This window comes from Nonomuraea sp. NPDC059007, assembly GCF_042740555.1.
Classification (GTDB): domain Bacteria; phylum Actinomycetota; class Actinomycetes; order Streptosporangiales; family Streptosporangiaceae; genus Nonomuraea.
Genome location: NZ_JBHYJD010000047.1, coordinates 19771 through 40581 on the forward strand (window position 1 = coordinate 19771; position 20811 = coordinate 40581).

Sequence of the window (20811 nt, forward strand, 5' to 3'; positions counted from 1 at the left end):
GAATTTGACCGCTTTTTGAGCGGTATTCGCTATCAAGGAGGATGCGCTATACACGGTTGGGGCGGGCGGGACCGGCCGTGTCCCGGATGGGGCTCGGCTCCCTGGCCCTGGCCGGCGCCTACGGCCACGCCGACCGGCACGAGGCGGCCGGCCTGATCCGCCGCGCGCTCGACGCCGGCGTGACCCTCGTCGACACCGCCGACTTCTACGCCGCCGGCCAGGTCGAACGCGTGGTCGGCCGGGCCGTGGCCGGACGCGCGCACGAGGTCGTCGTCTGCACGAGGGGCGGCGCCCGCGTCCTCGGCAGGACGATCGACTTCGACGGCCGGCCCGAATACCTGGAGCGCGCCTGCGAGTCCTCGCTGAAACGCCTGGACGTCGAGAGCGTCGGCGTCTACTTCCTGCACTGCCAGGACCCCCGCGTGCCGATCGAGGAGAGCATGGGCGCGCTGTCCGCGCTCGTGGCCGCGGGGAAGATCCGCCACATCGGCCTGTCGGGCGCCACGGCCGCGCAACTGCGCCGGGCGCACGCCGCCCATCCCGTGACCGCGCTGGCGGTGGAGTTCTCCCTGTGGGTACGGCGGGCCAACACCGCCCTCCTGGCCGAGGCGGAACGGCTGGGCGTGGGCGTGCTCGCCGCCCGCCCGCTGGGCCGGGGCTTCCTCACCGGCCGGATCGGATCCGCCGCCGTGCTCGGACCCCACGACTGGCGCCACGGCGACACCCGCTTCCTGCCCGAACGCGACGTGCCGGCGCTGCGCCGCCTGGAGGCCGCCGCGGCCGAGCTCGACCTGGGCGCGGGACGGCTGGCGCTGGGCTGGCTGCTGGCCCAGGACGAACGGGTGGTGCCGGTACCCAGCACCCGCGACCAGGTGCACCTGGAGATGAACCTGGCCGCCACCACGGTCGCGCTGGGCCGCGAGACCCGCGACGAGCTGACCGGGATCTTTCCCGACTACTCGCCCTCGCTCCTGCTCTGAGGCGCGAGCAGCGAGGCCGCCACGGCCTTGTTGACGGCGTCGATCCGCGAGACCGCGTTGAGCTTGACGAAGATGTTGCGCATGTGCCGCTTCACGGTGGCCTCGGCCAGGCCGAGCCGCCGGGCGATCTGGGCGTTGCTGAGCGCCTGGGCGGCCAGTTGCAGGACCTCCAGCTCCTTCTCGCTCAGCCCGCCGGAGGGCGGCGCCGACTCCACGTGCGCCAGGCTGTGCCGGGAGACCGCGAGCACCACCCTGGACGGGTCCTCGTGCACGCTCTTGACCGCCGCGATCAGCTCGTGCCGGTGCACGCTCTTGAGGAGGTAGCCGCGGATGCCGGCGGCCAGCAGCCGGGTGAGCAGCTGCGGCCCGTCGTACATGCTGAGGATGATGATCTGGGTCTCGGGCGAGATCCTGCGTACCTTGCCGACGGTCTCGGTGACCTCGTCGCCGGGGATCTCGACGTCGAGCAGGAGCACGTCCGGTTTCGTGGCGCCGACCATGGCGACGGCGCCCGCCGAGTCGCCGGCCTCGCCGACGATGCCGATGTCGCCGCCGGCCTCCAGGATCTCGCGCAGCCCCTCCCTGAAGAGGGCGTGGTCGTCCACGATGCCGACGGAGATCAGCGCGTTACCCGGGGTCGTGGTCATCGTGCCGCTTCTTCAGGGGGATGAACACCTCGACGAGGCAGCCGCTGCCGGGGGCGCTGGAGATCGTGACCCGCCCTCCGAGCAGTTCGGTGCGCTCGCGCATGGAGCTCAGCCCGACGCCGCCCTTGCCGCGCACCACGGCCGGGTCGAAGCCCCTGCCGTTGTCCTGGACGGTGGCGACGAGCTCGTGAGGGGCGATGTCCACGCGCATGAGGATCATCGTGGGCGCGGCGTGGTTGACGGCGTTGCGCGCGGCCTCCCTGACGACCAGGAAGGCCTCGTCGAGGACCCGGGCGTCGGCCCAGCCCTCGTCGCCGTTGACGTGGAGCCCGACGGAGACCGTGTCGTCCTCGACCGACTCCAGGAAGCCGAGCAGCGCCTTCTCCAGGCTCTTCAGCGGCACCTGGGGGTGGAGCTCCGAGGTCATCTGGCGCAGGTTCTCCATCGTCTCCTGGATGGCCTGCTGGGCGACGCCCATCTTGGTGGAGGCGCGGGCGGCGTTGGTGACCCGGTAGACCTCGGCCAGCGCGAGCTGCTGGTGCGCGACGCTGATGCCGTGGCCGATCCGGTCGTGTAATTCCCTGGCGATCCGTCTGCGCTCGTCCTCCTGCGCCTCGTGGACCTGGTTGAGCAGGAAGCCGTGATAGCTCTCCGACGCCTCGCGGATGCGCAGGGACAGGCTCTCCTCCATGCCGGTGGCCACCAGCGTGAATGCCTCGGCCGGCGATTCCGATTCCACGGCCACCTGAAGGGCGAGTCGTGTCATCGCGACACGAAAGAAAAGTGAGCCTGCCTCAAGAGAAGCTTTCGGGTGTACGCCGGTGGCGGCACGGCGGCTGCCCACTTCCCACGCGTGGAATTTATACAGGTTGTTAATCTGCACCTTTCCGGCACGGAGAGTAGCCGCCACATCGTCCAGGACGTAACGCGCGGTCATTAGGGCCTGTCGCTTGGCCTGCGGATCCGTGTACAGAACGTTGCCGGCGGCGAGCAGGGCGGCCTCGAATTCGACGAGGATTTCTTCCCGGCATGCGTCCACGATTCGCGCCGGGTCGCCCCCAACCCCGTATGCCGCATCCAAGGATGTCCCTTCCGCCCATGGGACCGAGCACTCAACTATCTCGCAGCCCGGCCATCCTGGCAACATATAACGTCAAATGCCAGATATCAGCGCGGTAATGTGAACCAGGTGTTGTGTGGCCATGAACGCGCGGTACGGCCGGCGTTGTTCGTACCGGCTTCCCCCGCCTAAGCGCACCCGCCCCGCACCGGCCACGACCACCGCGACCGCCCCCGCGGCCAGCGCCACGACCACCCAGACCAGCTCCACCCCCAGCAGCACGACCACCGCGAACAACGCCACGGCCAGCACGGACGCCGCCACCGACATGAACCACCTGCACGCCCGCTCACCCCTGGTCACCACGACCGTGCGCCGCCCCGCCGCGGCATCCCCCTCACAGTCGGACAGATCCTTGGCCGGCACGCCGACGAGCGTCATCCAGTAGACGGAGGCGGCGGCGAACACCAGCAGCCCGACAGGGGTGCCGGTGGCCTGCCCCCCTGCGGCGAGCGTGAAACCCCCCAGGTACGACAGCAGCCCGGACAGCACCAGCACCGCCACGGTGCCGCCGGAGCTGCCCTTGAGCGGCACCGGCGGACCGGAGTAGAGGTAGCCCAGCACCAGGTTGGCCCCCACGATCAGCGTCATCGGGCCCGGCAGGTCGAGCGTGGCGGCCAGCGACAGCACCGCCGCCACACCTGCCACGAACAGCGCCGACCCCGGATCCAGCGCCCCTCGGGCGATCGGCCTGGCCGATCCGTTGACGCGGTCTCCCGCCACGTCGGTGACCCCGTTGAACAGGTAGATGGCGAAGATCGACAGGACCCACGCGGCGACGCCCTGCAGCACCTTGATCGGCTCTGGAGCCACCGCCGTGACCGGAAGGGCCAGCACCACGCCGGTGAGGAAGCGCATCGCGGACACGGTCAGGACGGCCGGCCTGGCCTCGGCCACGCACATCGCCAGCATCGAAGGGATCGAACCTGTCGCGTTCCTTGACGCGGTTACTCCAGCCATGGCCGGATTCTTGCCCCCGGCACCCGCGAAGATAAGGGGGTGATACGAAAGTTGTAGTCCCGGATGATTCCTCGGATACCCGGACTACAACCTCCCGGGAATCCATCTTGCCCGGCCCGCGAAACCCCGGCTAGCTTCGCCTCAAGTCGACCCAACGCGACGATAGGGAATGTCATGCTGGATTTCAAGCTGCTCGGGCCTGTAGAGGTGCGCGACGAATACGCTGGAATACTGGCACTGCGTGGCGCGAAGATTCGCCAGGCGATTTCCCTGCTGGCGCTCAATGCCGGTCGTACGGTCGGGTTCGATCAATTCATCGATGAATTGTGGCCGGCCAGGACGCCGAAAGACGCGTTGAAGACCCTGCAGACCCACATCTATTACCTGCGCAGAATGCTCGGGCCGGCGGCGGGTCCTTTGGTCGTCACCAGGCCCGCCGGATACGTGCTGCACACCGACGCGGACCGCGTCGACGCCCTTGTCTTCCCCCGCCTGGTCGCGCGGGCGGGGGAGCAGGCCCGCGAGGGCAGGACCGCCGCCGCCGAACGGCTGCTGGAGCGGGCGCTCGGCCTCTGGAGCGGCTACACCGCCCTGGCCGACGTGCCGCTCGGCTTCGTTCTCGGCCCGCCCGCGACCCTGCTCGACCAGCAGCGGCTGCGCGCCCAGGAGACCTCCATCGACCTGCGGATCAAGCTCGGCAGGCACACGGAGCTGATCGAGGAGGTGCGCGCGCTGGTCGCCGCGCATCCGCTGAACGAGACCTTCCACTCCCAGCTCATCACCGCGCTCACGCGCGCCGGCCGACGCACCGACGCCCGGCGGGCCTACGAGGGGCTGCGCATTCTCCTGGACGCCGAGCTGGGCGTGAAGCCCACGTTCGACCTCCCCGCTCTGCATTGAAAAGGCCTGCGAAAGGAAAACCGATGAAGGGTGTCGAGCGTTACGCCGGATTCACGCCCATCGACCTGGTCGACCGCACATGGCCCGGCAATCGAATTCGCACCGCGCCGCGCTGGCTGTCGACGGATCTGCGCGACGGCAACCAGTCCCTCGCCAATCCGATGACCCCCGAGCGCAAGCTCATGATGTTCGAGCTTCTGGTGGATATGGGATTCACGGAGATCGAGGTCGGTTTTCCCGTGGCCAGCCGGAGCGACCACGACTTCGTGCGCATGCTCATCGAGCAGGACCGCATTCCCGACGACGTCCGCATCACCGTGCTCACCCAGGCGCGCGAGGAGCTCATCGAGCAGACGATCGACTGCCTCAAGGGCGCGAACCGCGCGATGATCCACATCTACAACGCCACCTCCCCGGTCTTCCGCGAGGTCGTCTTCGGCATGGACCGCGACGGCTGCAAGGAGATGGCCGTGCGGGCCACCCGCGTGATGATGGACGGCGCCGAGCGCCGGCTGCGCGGCACCGACGTGGCCTTCCAGTACTCCCCCGAGCTGTTCAACGAGACCGAGCCGGACTTCTCCCTGGAGGTCTGCGAGGCGGTCATGGACGTCTGGCAGCCCGGCGAGGGACGCGGGATCATCCTGAACTTCCCGACCACGGTCGAACGCTCGCTGCCCAACGTCTTCGCCGACCAGATCGAGTGGCTCGGCCGCAACCTGTCCAGGCGCGAGCACGTGTGCCTGTCCGTCCACCCGCACAACGACCGCGGCACCGGCGTGGCCTCGGCGGAACTCGCCCTGCTCGCGGGGGCTGAGCGGGTCGAAGGCTGCCTGTTCGGCAACGGCGAGCGGGCCGGCAACGTCTGCCTCGTGACGCTCGGCATGAACATGTACTCCCACGGCGTCGACCCCGGGCTCGACTTCTCCGACATCAGCGCGATCCGGCGCACCGTCGAGATCTGCAACGAGCTGCCCGTCCACCCCCGCCACCCCTACGGCGGCGACCTGGTCTACACCGCCTTCTCCGGCTCACACCAGGACGCCATCAAGAAGGGCTTCGACGAGCTGGAACGGCAGGCGCTCGCGCGTGACCTGCCCGCCGGTGAACTGCCGTGGCGGGTGCCGTACCTGCCGGTGGATCCCAAGGACGTGGGCCGCACCTACGAGGCGGTCGTGCGCGTGAACAGTCAGTCGGGCAAGGGCGGCGTCGCCTACGTGATGAGCGCGTGGCACGGCATGAACCTGCCGCGCGGCCTTCAGAGCGACCTGGCGGCGAAGGTGCAGGCGCACGCGGACACGATGGGCGGCGAGCTGTCGCCGAGCCTGATCGGCGCGTTGTTCGCGCAGGAGTACCTGTACCACGGGGACGCCGCCGAGGCGGCCGGCTGGCACACGCCCATCACCGCCTTGCTGTACGTGGACGGGGCCTTCGACCACTGCGGCCCGCGGGCCGACACCTTCCGCACGCTCGGCGCGCTGCTCGGTCCCTGGGGCATCCAGGTACGCGTCGTCCACCGTACGGGCCGATCCCTCGACCACGAGGAGCTCGAGCCCCACCAGCGGCTGCTCGGCGGCTGCTCGCGAGAAGAGACCGTGATCTACGCGGAGTGCGCGCTCGGCGACGAGGTGGCCTGGGGCGTCGGCATCGACGCCGACATCGCCACCGCCGCCTTCCTGGCCGTGCGGGCCGCCGGGACGCGCCTGGTCCGCGAGACCCACACCAGCCGTGCTGTGAGCGTCGCCGCGGTGGGGCACTAGGAACGGGGAGAAGCGATGTCACTGGCCACTCTGCGCGCGCTGCTGGACGAAACGGTGTCCGGCAAGGGCCGCATCGCGATGGTCACCGGGGCCGTCGCCACCGGCAAGAGCAAGCTCCTGTACGGCTTCGCCGAAGGCGTCTTCGAGCAGGGCGCGCTACCGCTGACCGCGACCGGCTCCCGCGCCGAGTCCGAGGTCCCGCTGGGCGTGCTCTCCCAGCTCATCCACAGCGCCCCGCTGACGGAGGAGCAGCAGGAGACCACGCTCGGCCTGATGCGCGAGGACGCCCGCGCGAAGCTCGGCCTGGACCCGCGCTCGGAGGCCATCGAGCACATGGACGTCCAGGTCGTGGACGCGCTGGCCAGGGTTCTGCTGGACCTGTCCGAGCGCTGCCCGCTGGTGATCATGGTGGACGACGTCCACTACGCCGACCGCGGCTCCCAGCTGTGCCTGTCGTACCTGGCGCGCCGGGTCAGGTTCGCCAAGATCATGCTGGTCTTCAGCGCCGCCGACCACAGCCCGCACCTGCAGAGCCTCTTCCACACCGAGGTTCTGCGCCAGCCCCACTGCCGTCGGGTGCGCCTGTCGCACCTGTCGGCGGAGGGCGTGGCGGAGCGGGTGGCCGAGCGCGCCGGCGCCGAGGCGGCCGAACGGCACGCGGCCACCTGCCACGAGCTCAGCGGCGGCAACCGGCTGCTGGCCGACGCGCTGCTGGAGGACCTTCAGGACAGCGGCGCCCCCGCCACCCGCTACGGCGACGCCGTCCTGGCCTGCCTGCACCGGGCCGACCTGCGCATGCTGGTGACGGCCAGGGGCCTGGCGGTGCTGGGCGAGCCGGAGCGCCTGGGCAGGCTGCTCGGTGAGAGCGAGCCGGCCACCGCCAAGGCGCTGATGGCCCTGGACGGCGTCGGCCTGCTCGACGAGGGCCGCTTCCGCCACGAGACGGCCAGGTCGGCCGTGCTGGGCGAGCTCGACCCCGCCGAGCGCGTCGGCCTGCACCGCCAGGCGGCCGAGCTCACCTACGACGAGGGCGCTCCGGTCGCCGTCGTGGCACAGCACCTGCTGAAGGCCGGGCACGCCGAGGAGCCGTGGGCGCTGTCGGTGCTGGAGGAGGCGGCCTCGCACGCGCTGCGCGACGACGGCGTGGAGATCGCGATCGAGTACCTGAAGCTCGCCTCGCGCGCCTGCGACGACCAGCGGCGGCGGGCCAGGATCGCGACCATGCTGGTACGCGCCAAGTGGCGCATCGACCCCGGCACGCCGACCGGCCAGCTCGCCGAGCTCACCGACGCCCTGCACAAGGGCAATCTGGGCGGCTCCGACGCGGTGGTGCTGGCCAAGGCGCTGCTGTGGCACGGCCACGCCGGCGACGCCAAGGAGGTGCTCGGCCACCTCGCCGAGCCCGACCGGCTCGACCAGGAGGCGGTGGCGGAGGTGGCCGCGGCCCGTCCGTGGTTCCGCGGCACCTACCCCTCGTTCCTGCGGCATCTGCCCGGCCTGACCCGCGAGCAGGCGGGCAGCGCCGCCTCGTCGCTGCGGGTGGGGCGCCGGATGGAGTCGGCGGAGGCGCTGGCCGGCGTGCTGGCCGAAGGGCCGAAGGAGGAGACGATCGCCACGGCCGAGCAGATCCTGCGCGGCTCGCACCTGGACGAGATGTCCATGGACACGGTCGAGAGCGCGCTGCTGACGCTCACCTACACCGACCGCTCAGGCAAGGCCGCGCCCTGGTGCGACGCCTTCATCGAGGAGGCGGCGGCCCGCCGCGCCCCGAGCAGGCAGGCCCGGCTGTCGGCCATCCGCGCCGAGATCGCGCTGCGCAGGGGCGACCTGGCCGCGGCCGCCGAGGACGCCACCCGTGCGCTGGAGATCATCCCGGCCGGCAGCTGGGGCGTGGCCGTCGGCAGCCCGCTCGGAACCCTGCTGCTGGCCGGCTCCGCCATGGGCCGCCTGGACGAGTGCCTGTCGCGCTTCGACGAGCCCGTCCCCGACGCGATGCTGGAGACGCGCTACGGCCTGCAGTACCTCTACGGCAGGGGCCGCTTCAACCTCGCCGCCGACCAGCCCAGGCAGGCGCTGCGCGACTTCATGCACTGCGGCGAGCTGATCCGCGCGTGGGAGATGGACGTGCCCGGGTTCCTGCCCTGGCGGGTGGACGCGGCCGAGGCGCTGATCCAGCTCGGCCAGACCGAGGAGGCCCGCCGCCTCATCGACGACCAGCTGACCCGCTGCCGCGGCCGGTCGAACCGGGTCCACGGCATCGCGCTGCGGGTGCTGGCCTCGGTGAGCGAGCCGCGTACCCGGCCGATGCTGCTGCGCCAGTCGAGCGACCTGCTGCAGTCGTGCGGCGACCGGTACGAGCTGGCCAGAGCGCTGTTCGACCTCACCGAGGCCTACCACGCCAAGGGCGAGGCGCGCCGGGCCGGGATGCTCGGGCGGCGGGCCCGCGTCCTGGCCGAGGCCTGTCACGCCGCCCCGCTGAGCCGGGCCCTGTCGCGCGGGCGCAGGACCGACCCGGCGCCCGAGCCCGAGCACCACGGCGAGAGCCCGGTGCTCAGCGACGCCGAGCTGCGGGTGGCGACGCTGGCCGCGGAGGGATTCACCAACCGCGAGATCTCCGGGAAGCTGTTCATCACGGTCAGCACCGTGGAGCAGCACCTCACGAGGATCTTCCGCAAGCTCAACGTCACCCGCCGCACCGACCTGCCGACGAGCCTGGCCCGTGAGCACACCTGATCGGGTCTCACTCCGCGATGGCGGTGTGCATGACCCAGCGCAGCACCGGCAGATCCTCGCCGTCGACGGAGGTGTTCTCGCCCTGGTGCCGGAAGTGCTCGTACCCGGCGCCCAGCGGCAGCTTGAACGTCTCCTCGACGGCGACGACCCGCTGGATGCGGCGGTCGGCGGGCAGGTGCGGCGGGCCGCCGAGCAGGATGACCTTGAACTGGGACATGACTGCCTCCTTTCAGAGGGGGATGTTGGAATGGCGCCCTCTCGACGACGGCGCCTCGGCGAGAGCCTCGGCCAGACGCAGCCGGGTGGTCTCGGGGGCGATGACCTCGTCCACGGCGCCCATCGCCAGCGCCCGCTGCACGCCGCCGGACACCCGCTGGTGCTCCTCGGTCAGGCGGGCCAGCAGCTCCGGCCGCGCCTCCTCCGGCGCGGCGGCCAGGACCTTGCGGTGCAGGATGCCGACCGCGGCCTCGGCGCCCATGACGGCCACCTCGGAGCCCGGCCAGGCGAAGACCCGCGTGGCGCCGAGCGACCGGGAGTTCATGGCGATGTAGGCGCCGCCGTAGGACTTGCGGGTGATGAGCGTGATGCGCGGGACGACGGACTCGGCGAAGGCGTGCAGGAGCTTGGCGCCGCGCCGTACGACCCCGCCCCACTCCTGGTCCACACCCGGCAGGTAACCGGGCACGTCCACCAGGACGAGCAGCGGGACGCCGAGCGCGTCGCACATGCGCACGAACCGGGAGGCCTTCTCCGCCGACAGGGAGTCGAGACAGCCGCCCTTGCGCAGCGGGTTGTTGGCCAGCACGCCGACCGTGCGCCCCCCGAGGCGGCCGAGGCCCGTGCACATGTTCCCCGCCCACTTCGGCTGCAGTTCCTCGAAGCCGTCGTCCACGATGGCGCGGACGAGCTTTCGGGCGTCGTACGCGCGGCGCGGCGAGTCGGGCAGCAGGGAGCCGAGATCCCTGGGCTCGCTCAGCTCGGTGAAGTCGAAACCGCCGTGCCGGGTGAAGAACCCGGCCAGGCGGCGGGTCCTGCGGTAGGCCTCCTCCTCGTCGGCGACCGTGACGTGGGCGACGCCCGACTTGGGTCCGTGGGCTGCGGGACCGCCGAGGCCGGCCATGTCGATCTGCTCGCCGGTGACGGTCTTGACGATGTCGGGGCCGGTCACGAACAGGCGGGCGTCATCCGTCATGACGATCACGTCGGTCAGCGCCGGGCCGTACGCGGCGGCGCCGGCGGCCGGGCCGAGCACGACGGAGATCTGCGGCACCACACCGGAGGCCTTGGTCATGGCGGCGAACATGCGGCCGACGCCGTCCATCGACTCCACCCCGTCGGCCAGCCGGGCGCCCCCCGAGTGCCACAGCCCGATCACAGGGGACCCCTGGAGCACCGCGATGTCGATCGCCTCGACGATGTGCTGGGCTCCGGCCGCGCCGAGCGCGCCGCCCTTGAGGGTGGCGTCGGTGCAGAAGGCCACCACGGGCGCCCCGTCCACCAGGCCGCGAACAGCGGTGACGCCGCTGCCGTCCTCCTCGTGAAGCGCGACTGCGGTGTCGGGGTCGAGCAGGCGGGAAAGGCGGACCGACGGCGCTCTCGTATCAGTGATTCGTTCTGACAGAACTGTCATCGCTGGATATTTCCTGACGCTCGGCAGTGGTTAATGGCAAAAGTGCCAAGATCACAACGCCCTGCCAACCCTTATTGTCCGGTTGCCGATGACAGCTTGTTGCCGCCCTTTCTGCGCGTTGACCCGGCTTCGTCATAGGCGCTTCCATATCGGGATCTTCACTTTTGGAGGACTGACGTGTCCCAATGGTCCTTACCTATCGTTTCCGCGCTTCTGGTCTCGCTGGCGGTTCCGCCGGGGGCCACCGTCCATTCCCCGCAGACCGACCCTGCCGCCCTGGTCAACGTCTTCCACGGCACCAAGGAAGCGGCTCCCGACTTCGGGCACGGCGGCGGCGGAGGGATGACCTTTCCCGGCGCCGTACTGCCGTTCGGCATGATGCAGTGGAGCCCTGACACCGTCAGAGAGGCCGGCGGCGGATACGCGTGGGAGGACAACCGCCTGCGCGGATTCTCCATGACGCACATATCCGGGCCCGGTTGCAACGGCGCCCAGGATTTCCCGATCATGCCGTTCTCCGGTGTCATCGGCCGCTCTCCCGCCACCAATGGCTGGGATTACGTCCAGACGTTCAAGCACGAGAATGAGAAAGGCCGGCCCGGCTCCTATTCGGCCACGCTCGACAGTGGCGTAGGGGTCGAACTGGCCGCCACCACCCGCGCCGGCGTCGGCCGCTTCAGCTTCCCGGCCGGCAAGCCCGGCACCGTGCTGCTCAACACCAGCGGCTCCATCAACGGCGTCGACGACGGCGAGACCAGGGTCAGCGGCAACACCGTCGAAGGCTGGATCCAGACCGGCGGCTTCTGCGGCCCGCCCATGCGCTACAAGGTCTACTTCCACGCCACCTTCGACCGGCCCGTCACCGCGTACGGCACGTGGAAGGACGACACGGTCACCCCCGGCGCCGCCCGCGTCAAGAACAACGGCCCCGCCCGCGTCGCGAACGCCGAGACCGTCGGCGACGGCGACGTCGTCACGAGCGGTCCGGGATCCGGCGCCTACCTGCAGTTCGACTCCGGCCAGCCGGTCCAGATGCGCGTCGGCCTGTCCTACGTGAGCATCGACGGCGCCAAGAAGAACCTCGCCGCCGAGGTCGGCACGCAGAACCTCGGCCAGATCAGCGACCAGGGCTACGCCGCCTGGAACAAGCGGCTCGGCCAGATCCGGGTCACCGGCGGCGGCGAGGACCGCCAGCGCACCTTCTACAGCAACCTCTACCACGCGCTCCTGCAGCCCCACGTCTCCGACGACGTGGACGGCCAGTACCCCGGCTTCGACCACAAGCCCAAGCAGGTACGGCCCGGCCGCCACCACTACGCGCTCTTCTCCGGCTGGGACATCTACCGCAGCGAGGTCCAGCTGATCGCCCTGCTCGACCCGGCCGTCGGCGCCGACATCGCCCAGTCGATGTACGACAACGCCCAGGCCGTCGGCAACGTCTGGGACCGCTGGTCCCACCAGATCGCGATCACCGGCGTCATGGTCGGCGACCCCTACCACTCCATCCTGGCCAGCATGTACGCCTTCGGCGCCCGCGACTTCGACGCCCAGAAGGCGGTCCAGGCGATGGCCGAGGCGGCCAGGAGGGTCGGCCCGCAGGACATCGGCAGCCCGCTGCTCGGCTACGACGAGCGCCCGGGCAACGCCGCCTACATGAGCCAGGGCTACGTGCCGATCGACCCCGCCACCACCCTGGAGTACACGGTCGCCGACTTCGGCATCGCGCAACTGGCCGCCCGGCTCGGGCAGACGCAGATCGCGCAGGAGTTCACCGCCAGGTCGCAGAACTGGCAGAACCTCTACAACCCGGCCAACGCCTGGATCCAGCCCAGGGCCAAGGACGGCTCGTTCGTCTCGCCGTTCGACCCGGCCAGCATGCAGCTGTACGTGGAGGGCAACGGGGCGCAGTACCACTGGATGGTGCCGCACAACGTGCGCGGGCTGTTCAACGTGATGGGCGGCAACGCGCAGGTGCTGCCGCGCCTGGACGCCTTCTTCAAGAAGCTCAACGCCGGTCCGCACGAGCCGTACGCCTACCTGGGCAACGAGCCCTCGCTGGCCACGCCGTGGCTCTACGCGTGGGCGGGCCGGCCGTACCGGACGCAGGAGCTCGTGCGCCGGGTGCAGCAGGACCTGTTCAAGTCGGGGCCCGACGGGCTGGTCGGCAACGACGACCTGGGCGCCATGGGCTCCTGGTACGTGTGGTCGGCGATGGGGCTCTTCCCCGCGATCCCCGGCCGGGCGGAGCTGATGGTCAACACGCCGCTGTTCGACAGCGTCACCGTCACCAGGCCGCAGGGCACGATCACGATCAGCGCGCCCGGCGCCGCCGCCAACCCCTACGTGCAGACCTTGCGGGTGAACGGCGCCGCCACCGGCAAGGCATGGCTGCCCGAGTCGTTCGCGCAGCAGGGCGGGCGGCTGGACTTCACGCTCGGCGCCAAACCCAACACCCAGTTCGGCAGCGAGACCTGGAACGCGCCCCCGAGCTTCGGCGAGGGCGTCAAGCCGTACCTGGCCGGGCTGAGTCCGGGCAGCGGGCCGGTCGAGCCGGGCGGCAGCTTCAGCAGCGAGCTGGCCGTGCAGTCGTCCGGGCGGGCGCAGTCCGTCGCCTGGACGGCCAAGGCGCCGGCCGGGGTCACCGTGACCCCCGCCGCCGGGATCCTGCGCGTCCCGGCGGGCGGCAAGGCCACGCAGAAGGTGGTCGTCTCGGTGAGCCCCGGCATGGCCACCGGGTTCCAGGAGGTCGACTTCGTGGCCGGGGAGGTGAGTACGGGCGTGCGGCTCAACGTCGCCCAGCGCGGCACCGTCGCCTGGGCGCAGAACGGCGCCGGCGTCGGTGACCCGGACCATCCGGGCATCGCCAACCTCGACGGCTTCAACTTCAGCTACTCCAACGAGGGGCTGGCGGCCAACGGGTTCGTGCCCGGCAGGCCGTACAAGTGGAAGGAGTTCGAGTTCACCTGGCCCGACCGCAAGCCCGGCGAGTGGGACCACCTGCGGGTGGGCAGCGGGCCGGTCGAGGTGAAGGCGCCGCCCGGGGCCTCGAAGGTGGCGTTCCTGGGCTCGGCCACGTTCGGCTACCCCGAGGTGGACGTCACGATCACCTACACCGACGGCACCACCGGCACCGGCAAGCTGGGCCTCAGCGACTGGATCCTGAACTTCAGCAGCGCCCAGCCGCAGCACGGCAACGAGATCGTGGCCAAGCTCCCCAACCGGTTGTTCGGCGGTTCGTGGGCGTTCCAGCCGATCCCGTCGTACCTGTTCGCCGCCCAGCCGATCGCGCTGGACCCGTCGAAGCAGGTGCGCAGCCTGACCTTCGGGCCCGTTCCCGAAGGCGCCATGCACCTGTTCACCTGGGCGTTCGCCTAGGTGGCTAGGAGGGGGCGGCGTCCAGGTAGACCCAGGCGCCGCCCTCTCTGACGAACCTGCTCACCTCGTGCGTATAGCCCGCCGTGCCCGCCTGGGTGAAGTGGGCGCGGAACTCCACGGTCCCCTCGGTGTGGATCGCGCTGCCCGCCGTGGCCGCGACGATCTCCAGGCGGTCCCAGCGCAGCCCGCGCTCGATCTCCACCCGGCCGGGCCGGGTGCGCGGGTGCCAGGTGCGCAGCAGGTACGCGGAGTCGCCCACGGCGAAGGCGCTGTAGCGCGAGCGCATGAGCTGCTCGGCGCTCACCGCCCGCGCCTGGCCGCGGTGCAGCTTCCCGCAACACTCGGCGTAGAGGGCGGGCAGCCCGCAGGGACAGGGACGCTTGGCCATGGGCCCATCGTGTCAGGTGTAGATGACCGCCAGGAACCTGACCAGGATCTCCTCCCGCTTGGCCGCGGGCAGCGCGTCCAGGATCGAGTTGACCACGGCCATCCCCGGCTGGCCGCCGCCCCCGAGATCCACCCCCACCGCCGCCGCCAGGTCGCCGAACTCCCGGTCGCCGAGCGCGTCGAGATCCAGCTCCGCCACCATCTCGACCAGCCCGTCCGGCACCTGCGCCGGTCCGCGTTCCCTGGCCGCCTCCGCCGAATCGGCGATCACCCGCAGCATCGCGTCGACGCCCTTGAGCGTGGCGCCGGTGACCGTGATGTGCAGGTTGGCGGGGATTCCGGCGTACGACAGCTGCGGCTGGATGAACCACCCGCGCGCCCGCGCCTCGTCGGCCAGCACGAAGACGTCGATCTCGCATGAGGTGAACGCGATCAGCGACCCGGCCGGGTCCCCGAGCACCCGCAGCCCCGGAATCGCCGCCAGCCCCTCACGCAGCCGCCGCGCCGCCTCCAGCGTGTCCCGCCCCAGCTCCCGGTACCCCTCGTGACCCAGCATCCGCAACGTCGCCCACGCGCCGCCCAGCGGCCCCGCCGACTTCGAGCTCTGCACGGTCGCGTTGATCACCGTGTATCCCGGCCAGGCCGCCGACGCGAAGTACGCCTTCCTGCGCATCGCCGGATCGGCGAACAGCACCACCGAGGCGCCCTTGGGCGCGTAGCCGAACTTGTGCAGGTCGCAGGAGATCGACGTCACCCCCGGCACCGACAGGTCGAACGGCGGCACCTCCGCCCCCGCCTCCCGCAACCACGGCAGCAGCCACCCGCCCACGCACGCGTCCACATGACACGGCACCCCCGCCGCGGCCGCGACCGCGGCGACCTCCGCCACCGGATCGACCACACCCTGCGGATACGACGGCGCCGACGCCACCACCAGCACCGTGTCCCCGTCGATCCTCTCCCGTACGGCCGCCGCCGCCACCTTGAACGTCTCCAGGTCCACCGGCACCGCCCTGACCTCCAGGCCCAGGTAGTGCGCCGCCTTGTGGAAGGCCGGATGCGCCGTCACCGGCACCACCATGTTCGGCCCGGCCCGTCCCGCCGCGTCCCGCGCCGCCTTGACCGCCAGCATGATCGACTCGGTGCCGCCGCTGGTGAAGATCCCGTGCCCGCCGCCGAGCACCGCCGCCACCTCGCCGACGACCTGCTTCTCCATCTCCACCACGCTGGGGAAGGCGGTCGGGTCGAGGGTGTTGACCTCCAGCATCTCGAAGTAGGCACGGGCCGCGGCGTCGTGCACCTCCGGCCGGCCCGTGTCGTACACATAGGCGGTCACCTGGCCGCCGCGTACCGGCAGGTCGTGCCGCTTCAGCGCGGCGATCTCGGCCAGCAACTCCTCGGCGGTGCTCACACGGTCTCCTTCTGGGCTTCTGCATGGGGTACGGCCAGCCGGCCGTACCAGGTGATGAGGGGAAGGCTGAGCAGCATGAGCGCGGCCGGGAGCGCGGTGAAGCCGAGCAGCATGCCGGTGAGCGCCTGCGCTGTCTGCCCGGCTTGTGTGGCAGTGGCCGACGTGAAGCCCGACAGGGCGAGCACGGCGGCGAACAGGCCCGGCCCGAGCGCCAGCCCCGCCGTCTCCCCCGCCGTCCACAGGCCGGTGAACGCGCCCGCCTGCGCCTGGCCGGTGCGGGCGGTGTCGGCGTGGACGGTGTCGGGCAGGAGCGAGAGCGGCAGCAGTTGCAACGCGGCGTAGCAGACCCCGGCCACGGCGGTCAGCGCCAGGGTGGCGGCCAGCGAGCGTGCGGCGATCGCCGGGACCAGCCCGAGCGCGGCCAGCCCGAAACCCAGCGTGGCGGCGAGGTAGCATCGCACGTGCCCGTACGCGCGGGCCAGCCGGGACCAGGCGGGCACCGCCAGCAGGCTCGGCCCGACCAGGCAGACGAACATCAGCGACGTCAGGCTGTAGTCGCCCAGCCGGTGCGCGGCCACGTACGGGGCGCCGGCCAGCATCACCGCGACCCCGAGAGCCTGCGTCACGAAGGCGGCCAGCAGCGCGAAGAACGGCCGGTTCCCCCGAGCCATGCGGAACGCGGCGACCGGGCCGAGCTGGTGCGGGCCGGGCCGCGACGTGACCCAGCGGGTGCCCAGAGTGGCCCCGACCAGGGCCGCCGCCATGACCGCACCGACCGCGACCCCCATGACCGCGTACCCGGCCCTGCCGCCGCCCGCCAGATCCACCACCGCCGGGGCCAGCCCGCCAGCCACCAGGATGCCCGCCGTCAGGCAGACCACCCGCCACGACATGATCCTGGTCCGTCCGCGCCGGCCCCCGGCCATCTCGGCGGGCAGCGCGACATAGGGCACCTGGAAACACGCGAACGCCGTGGCGGCCAGCAGGAACGCTCCTCCGGCCCAGGCCACGGCGAACCCCGTGCCGCCTGCCGGTACCGCGAACATCAGGGCGAAGGCCACCGGCAGCGCCACCGCGCCGGCCAGCAGCAGCCTGGTCCTGCGGCCGGTGCGTACGGCCTCGCGGTCGCTCGCGGCGCCGACCAAGGGGTTGAGCAGGACGTCCCAGATCTTGGGCGCGACCAGCACGGCGCCCGCGATGGCGGCCGGGACGGCGAGGACGTCGGTGAGGTAGTAGAGCAACAGGAGACCGGGCACCGCCGAGAACACCCCGGTCCCGACAGACCCGACCCCATACCCGAACAACCTGCCCCGGCCGAGTCTGCGCTGCGTGCCGTCGTTGGGCACCTGCTGTGTGCCGTCGTTGGGCGGCTCTTGTGGGCTGTCAGCTGGTGGCTCTTGTGGGCCTTCGGTTGGTGGCTCTTGGGTGCCGTTGTTGGGCGGCGGGGTCACGGCAGGGTGCCGGGGAGGGCGAGGGCGCGGTGGACGGTCTGGTGCAGATGGGTGCGGAAGCGGCGGGACGCGGCCACGTCGCCCGCGCCCCTGCGGTTGCCGTCGGCGTCCAGGATCCCGCCCTTGGCGAACCCGTGCACGCACCAGATGACCGACCACATGGCCATCTCGACGTCCACGACCGGGTCGATCACACCGGCGGCGACGGCGGGTTCCAGGGCGCGGGTGACGGCGTCGACGAGCGGGCGTACGTACTGGCGTTCCAGGTCGGTGAGGTCACTCGCGTCGGACAGCCAGCGGTGCATCCACAGCGCGGGCACCTCGGGGTGCTCAAGGCAGAAGTCGAGATAGTCGTCGATGAGACGGTGGATGGCATCGACCGGATCGGCCCCTGACATCCGGGCCAGCGACGCTTCCAGCGTGGCGCGCTCGGCGGTGTGGGCGCGTTCCATCACGGTGAGGTAGAGCTCGCGCTTGCCGCCCACGTGGTAGTTGACGGTGGCGATGTTGAGCCCGGCCGCGTCGGCGATCTGGCGGGTGGAGGTGCCGTCGTAGCCGAGCGCCGCGAACAGCTGCGTGGCCACCTTGACGATGTTCTCCTGGGGATGCACCCCGTCACCATATTCCGGACATTTCCCTCAGTCAATCACTTGATGGAGACGGCCTCACCACACCCCCCAAGCCCGCCTCGGCCGGAGCCATGGCGGGCGTTCGGGCGTCACGCAAGCCCGCCTCGGACCGGCCATGTCGAGCCTTGGGGTGGTTACGCAAAGCCCGCCTCGGCCGGAGCCATGGCGGGCGTTGAGGGTGGTTAGCGTTGCTGGTCGGTGAGGGTGTCGAGGGCTTGCGAGAGCCGTTCCATGGCTGCCAGGCAGGCGGGCCAGTCGTCGCCCACCGCGTCGGCGATCCGTTCGGCCATCTTCTGGTGGTCCGGGCCGATCCGCTCCACGGCGGCGAAGCCCTCAGGGGTGGGCCGGAGGAGCTTCGCCCGGCGGTGCGCCGGGTTCGGCAGGTACTCGGCCAGCCCCTTCTCCACCAGCAGGTCCGCGATCCGCTGCACGCTCTGCCGGGTGATCCCCATGACGCGCGCGATGCCCGCCACCGGCAACGGCTCGCGCAGCACCGCGCCCAGCACCTGCCACCAGGCGGCGGTGAGCCCGGCCGGGCGGGCCAGTTCCTCGGCGATCGCGAGGAACTGGCCGTTGAGCCGGAACGAGGTGATCGCGCTCCCGGACAGCAGATCCGCCTCTTCGCTCACGACTGCCCGGCGGCCTCAAGCGCCGCGAAGGCCGAGGCGTCACTGTTCTTGAACAGCCGGAACCACGCGTCCAGCACCTCCGGCTCGTAGACACCGAGCCGGGCGAAGATCTCGCGGGCGAACGCCTCGGGCTCGGTCGCACCCGCCGTGATGACGTTGTCCGCGGTTACGGCGTCCGCCTCGACGTAGAGCTCCGCGCCCTTGTACCCGGGCACCGTCATCGTCAGGAACTCCAGCACGTTGCTGGTGTGCGCGCGCCCGTCGAGCAGCCCCTGCCTGGCCAGCCCCACGGTCGCACCGCAGATCCCCGCGACCGGGACGCCCGCCTCCACGAACTCCCTGGCCTTACGCCCGAACGCGTCGAGCTCCCCGCCCACCCAGGTGTCGGCGCCGGGAAGGATCAGCAGCTCGCTGTCCTGGGGAGAGAGCTGGTCGAGCGTGATGTCGGGCACGATCCGCATGCCGCCGGAGGTGACGACCGGGTCGAGGGTCTCGCCGACCACGACGATCTCGAACCCGCCGGGCTCGCGGTGCCAGGCACCGTTGCGGAGGTGGGCGGTGGCGTGCCCGGTCTCCCAGTCGGCGAGGGTGTTGTACACGGCGTGGTGAACTGTTTTCGTCATGACAGTATTCTGTCATGACGACAGCATGCTGTCAACTCTCCATCTCCCGCAACCTCCACAACCCTCTGGACCTGAAGGGTGCTCCAACCCCCGGGGAGAGCGCCGCGGAGACACGGAACGCCTCGGGCCACGCAGGCTCCAGGAGAGCGGAGCTCGGACACGGGCGGCACGGGGTCCTCGGGGCGAGAGCGGGATCCGGAGACGGGCAGGGGGTGGGTGGGGGGCGTGCGAGGATGGCCTCTATGGCAGAGATCGTCGGCGGAGGCATTCCGGTCAACGACGCCGAGCGAAGGGTGATCGCCCACCTGCGCGACCACGCTCCCCAAGATTGGCTCCTGCTGCACAACGTCGAGGTCCCCCGAGGCGACGACCTGTTCGAGGTGGACCTGATCGTCCTCACGCCCCACTCCCTCGTGGTGGTGGACGTCAAGGGCACGCGGGGCCGTATCGAGGTCTCGGGCGGACGGTGGTTCCCGCAGCGCGGCGGCGCGGTCGGCTCGCCGGTCACCAAGCTCAGGGGCACGGCCAGGGCGCTGAAGGGCCTGCTGGTCGACGCCCACCGCAGGCTTGAGCGCGTCTACGTCGACAGCCTCGTGGTCCTGACCTCCCCCGACGCCGAGCTGTCCGACCCGTCCGGCCGCGACGCCGTGAACGTCGCCGACCTCGACGCCCTGATCCCCACGCTGGCCGACGTGACGCGGGTGCGCCGCGGCGGCAGTCCCGACGTACGCCCCTATGTGACCGCGATCCTGGACGCCCTCCACCAGTCCGTACGGCGCAGCACCGCCCCGCCGAGGTTCGGCAACTGGGAGGTGGAGGAACAACTGGGCGGCGACGCCAAGGTGACCGAATACCGGGCCTTCAACGCCACCCTGCCGGGCAGCGAGACCGTCCTGCTCCGCGTCTACCAGGCCGACCCCCTGGCCGACCAGCCCAGCCGGGTCGCCGAACGCCAGCGCATAGCCAACGCCTACCAGTCCCTGACCCGCATCCCGCCCCACCCGAACGTGGTGCGTTCCCGCGACTTCTTCGCCATCGACGACGAGAGCCGCTTCGTGCTGGTCCTGGACGACGTGCACGGCCAGGCCCTGCACGTACGGCAGAGCGCCCGCCTGACCGTCGTCCAGGACATGCTGCGCGGCCTGGCCCACGCCCATGCCAACGGCGTCATCCACCGCGCCCTCACCCCGGCCAGCGTGCTGGTGACGGACGAGGGCCACGCGGTGCTGACGGGCTTCGACTACGCCAAGCCGGGCGCCCGCAACTTCACCGTCGCCCACGAACTCGGCAACGTCCTCGACATGCACTACGTGGCCCCGGAGTGCCAGGAGGGCCCGGACCGCATGACCCCGGCCTCGGACGTGTACGCCGCGGGCGTGATCGCCTACCAGCTCCTGACCGGCGGCCTGCCGGAAAACACGGAGGGCACGGACGCCAAGGACCTTCCCGAGGTCGTGACCAGGATGCTCGACGACGCCCCTGCCAGGCGGCCCACCGCCGCGGACAGCCTGGCGTCCCTGGAGGGCATTCGTCAGGAATCCCGTCTCAGGCGCCTCTTCCGCCGCGTACTGTCTTGATC

At 71.1% G+C, this 20811-nt stretch carries 17 protein-coding genes; 6 read left to right on the forward strand and 11 right to left on the reverse strand.

What is annotated here, in order from left to right:
* The first annotated feature begins 41 nt into the window (after positions 1 to 41).
* The gene (locus ACFWY5_RS46080) at positions 42 to 980 is read left to right on the forward strand and encodes an aldo/keto reductase (protein ID WP_379638670.1); all 939 of its coding nucleotides are present in this window, start codon (positions 42 to 44) and stop codon (positions 978 to 980) included.
* Here the strand turns inward: ACFWY5_RS46080 and ACFWY5_RS46085 are convergent.
* From ACFWY5_RS46085 to ACFWY5_RS46095, 3 genes are all read right to left on the reverse strand, one after another.
* Positions 956 to 1627, reverse strand: a complete 672-nt coding sequence (locus ACFWY5_RS46085) for a response regulator (protein WP_379611867.1) — start codon at positions 1625 to 1627, stop codon at positions 956 to 958. The genes ACFWY5_RS46080 and ACFWY5_RS46085 overlap by 25 nt on opposite strands.
* A complete protein-coding gene (locus ACFWY5_RS46090; protein ID WP_379611868.1) occupies positions 1608 to 2393 on the reverse strand; it encodes a sensor histidine kinase in 786 nt (261 codons plus the stop codon). Before ACFWY5_RS46090 ends, ACFWY5_RS46085 begins: the two co-directional genes overlap by 20 nt.
* A gap of 387 nt (positions 2394 to 2780) precedes the next feature.
* Positions 2781 to 3659, reverse strand: a complete 879-nt coding sequence (locus ACFWY5_RS46095) for a UbiA family prenyltransferase (RefSeq protein ID WP_379638671.1) — start codon at positions 3657 to 3659, stop codon at positions 2781 to 2783.
* A 222-nt stretch (positions 3660 to 3881) separates the two neighbouring features.
* Here ACFWY5_RS46095 and ACFWY5_RS46100 point away from each other — a divergent pair, with 222 nt between their 5' ends.
* The 3 genes from ACFWY5_RS46100 to ACFWY5_RS46110 are packed head-to-tail and all read left to right on the forward strand — an operon-like array spanning position 3882 to position 9097.
* On the forward strand, positions 3882 to 4607 hold the full coding sequence (locus ACFWY5_RS46100) for a BTAD domain-containing putative transcriptional regulator (protein WP_379638672.1): 726 nt from the start codon (positions 3882 to 3884) through the stop codon (positions 4605 to 4607).
* A 23-nt stretch (positions 4608 to 4630) separates the two neighbouring features.
* Positions 4631 to 6364 carry a 2-isopropylmalate synthase gene (locus ACFWY5_RS46105; RefSeq protein WP_379638673.1) on the forward strand — a complete coding sequence of 578 codons (1734 nt, stop codon included), beginning with the start codon at positions 4631 to 4633 and terminating at the stop codon, positions 6362 to 6364.
* Between the two features lie 15 nt (positions 6365 to 6379).
* A complete protein-coding gene (locus tag ACFWY5_RS46110) occupies positions 6380 to 9097 on the forward strand; it encodes an AAA family ATPase (RefSeq protein ID WP_379638674.1) in 2718 nt (905 codons plus the stop codon).
* Between the two features lie 7 nt (positions 9098 to 9104).
* Here ACFWY5_RS46110 and ACFWY5_RS46115 read toward each other — a convergent pair whose 3' ends face one another.
* A complete protein-coding gene (locus tag ACFWY5_RS46115) occupies positions 9105 to 9314 on the reverse strand; it encodes a DUF5988 family protein (protein WP_379611873.1) in 210 nt (69 codons plus the stop codon).
* Positions 9315 to 9326: 12 nt separating this feature from the next.
* Positions 9327 to 10727, reverse strand: a complete 1401-nt coding sequence (locus ACFWY5_RS46120; protein WP_379638675.1) for an acyl-CoA carboxylase subunit beta — start codon at positions 10725 to 10727, stop codon at positions 9327 to 9329.
* A 177-nt stretch (positions 10728 to 10904) separates the two neighbouring features.
* Between ACFWY5_RS46120 and ACFWY5_RS46125 the strand changes: the two genes are divergently transcribed.
* Positions 10905 to 14102, forward strand: a complete 3198-nt coding sequence (locus tag ACFWY5_RS46125) for a GH92 family glycosyl hydrolase (RefSeq protein ID WP_379611875.1) — start codon at positions 10905 to 10907, stop codon at positions 14100 to 14102.
* A gap of 4 nt (positions 14103 to 14106) precedes the next feature.
* Here the strand turns inward: ACFWY5_RS46125 and ACFWY5_RS46130 are convergent, their stop codons facing one another.
* The 6 genes from ACFWY5_RS46130 to ACFWY5_RS46155 form a co-directional block, all read right to left on the reverse strand.
* Entirely contained in the window at positions 14107 to 14490 is a 384-nt protein-coding gene (locus tag ACFWY5_RS46130; protein WP_379611876.1) for a YchJ family protein, read from the reverse strand.
* A 12-nt stretch (positions 14491 to 14502) separates the two neighbouring features.
* Entirely contained in the window at positions 14503 to 15900 is a 1398-nt protein-coding gene (locus ACFWY5_RS46135; RefSeq protein ID WP_379611877.1) for a pyridoxal phosphate-dependent decarboxylase family protein, read from the reverse strand.
* Positions 15897 to 17156, reverse strand: a complete 1260-nt coding sequence (locus ACFWY5_RS46140; RefSeq protein WP_379611878.1) for an MFS transporter — start codon at positions 17154 to 17156, stop codon at positions 15897 to 15899. The genes ACFWY5_RS46135 and ACFWY5_RS46140 overlap by 4 nt, the downstream gene beginning before the upstream one ends.
* Positions 17157 to 17347: 191 nt before the next feature.
* Entirely contained in the window at positions 17348 to 17962 is a 615-nt protein-coding gene (locus ACFWY5_RS46145; protein ID WP_379611879.1) for a TetR/AcrR family transcriptional regulator, read from the reverse strand.
* Between the two features lie 200 nt (positions 17963 to 18162).
* Entirely contained in the window at positions 18163 to 18609 is a 447-nt protein-coding gene (locus tag ACFWY5_RS46150) for a MarR family winged helix-turn-helix transcriptional regulator (RefSeq protein ID WP_379611881.1), read from the reverse strand.
* Complete coding sequence (locus ACFWY5_RS46155) at positions 18606 to 19232, reverse strand: type 1 glutamine amidotransferase family protein (RefSeq protein WP_379638676.1); 627 nt, start codon at positions 19230 to 19232, stop codon at positions 18606 to 18608. The genes ACFWY5_RS46150 and ACFWY5_RS46155 overlap by 4 nt, the downstream gene beginning before the upstream one ends.
* A gap of 242 nt (positions 19233 to 19474) precedes the next feature.
* Between ACFWY5_RS46155 and ACFWY5_RS46160 the strand changes: the two genes are divergently transcribed.
* Complete coding sequence (locus tag ACFWY5_RS46160) at positions 19475 to 20809, forward strand: NERD domain-containing protein kinase family protein (protein ID WP_379638677.1); 1335 nt, start codon at positions 19475 to 19477, stop codon at positions 20807 to 20809.
* Positions 20810 to 20811: the final 2 nt, after the last annotated feature.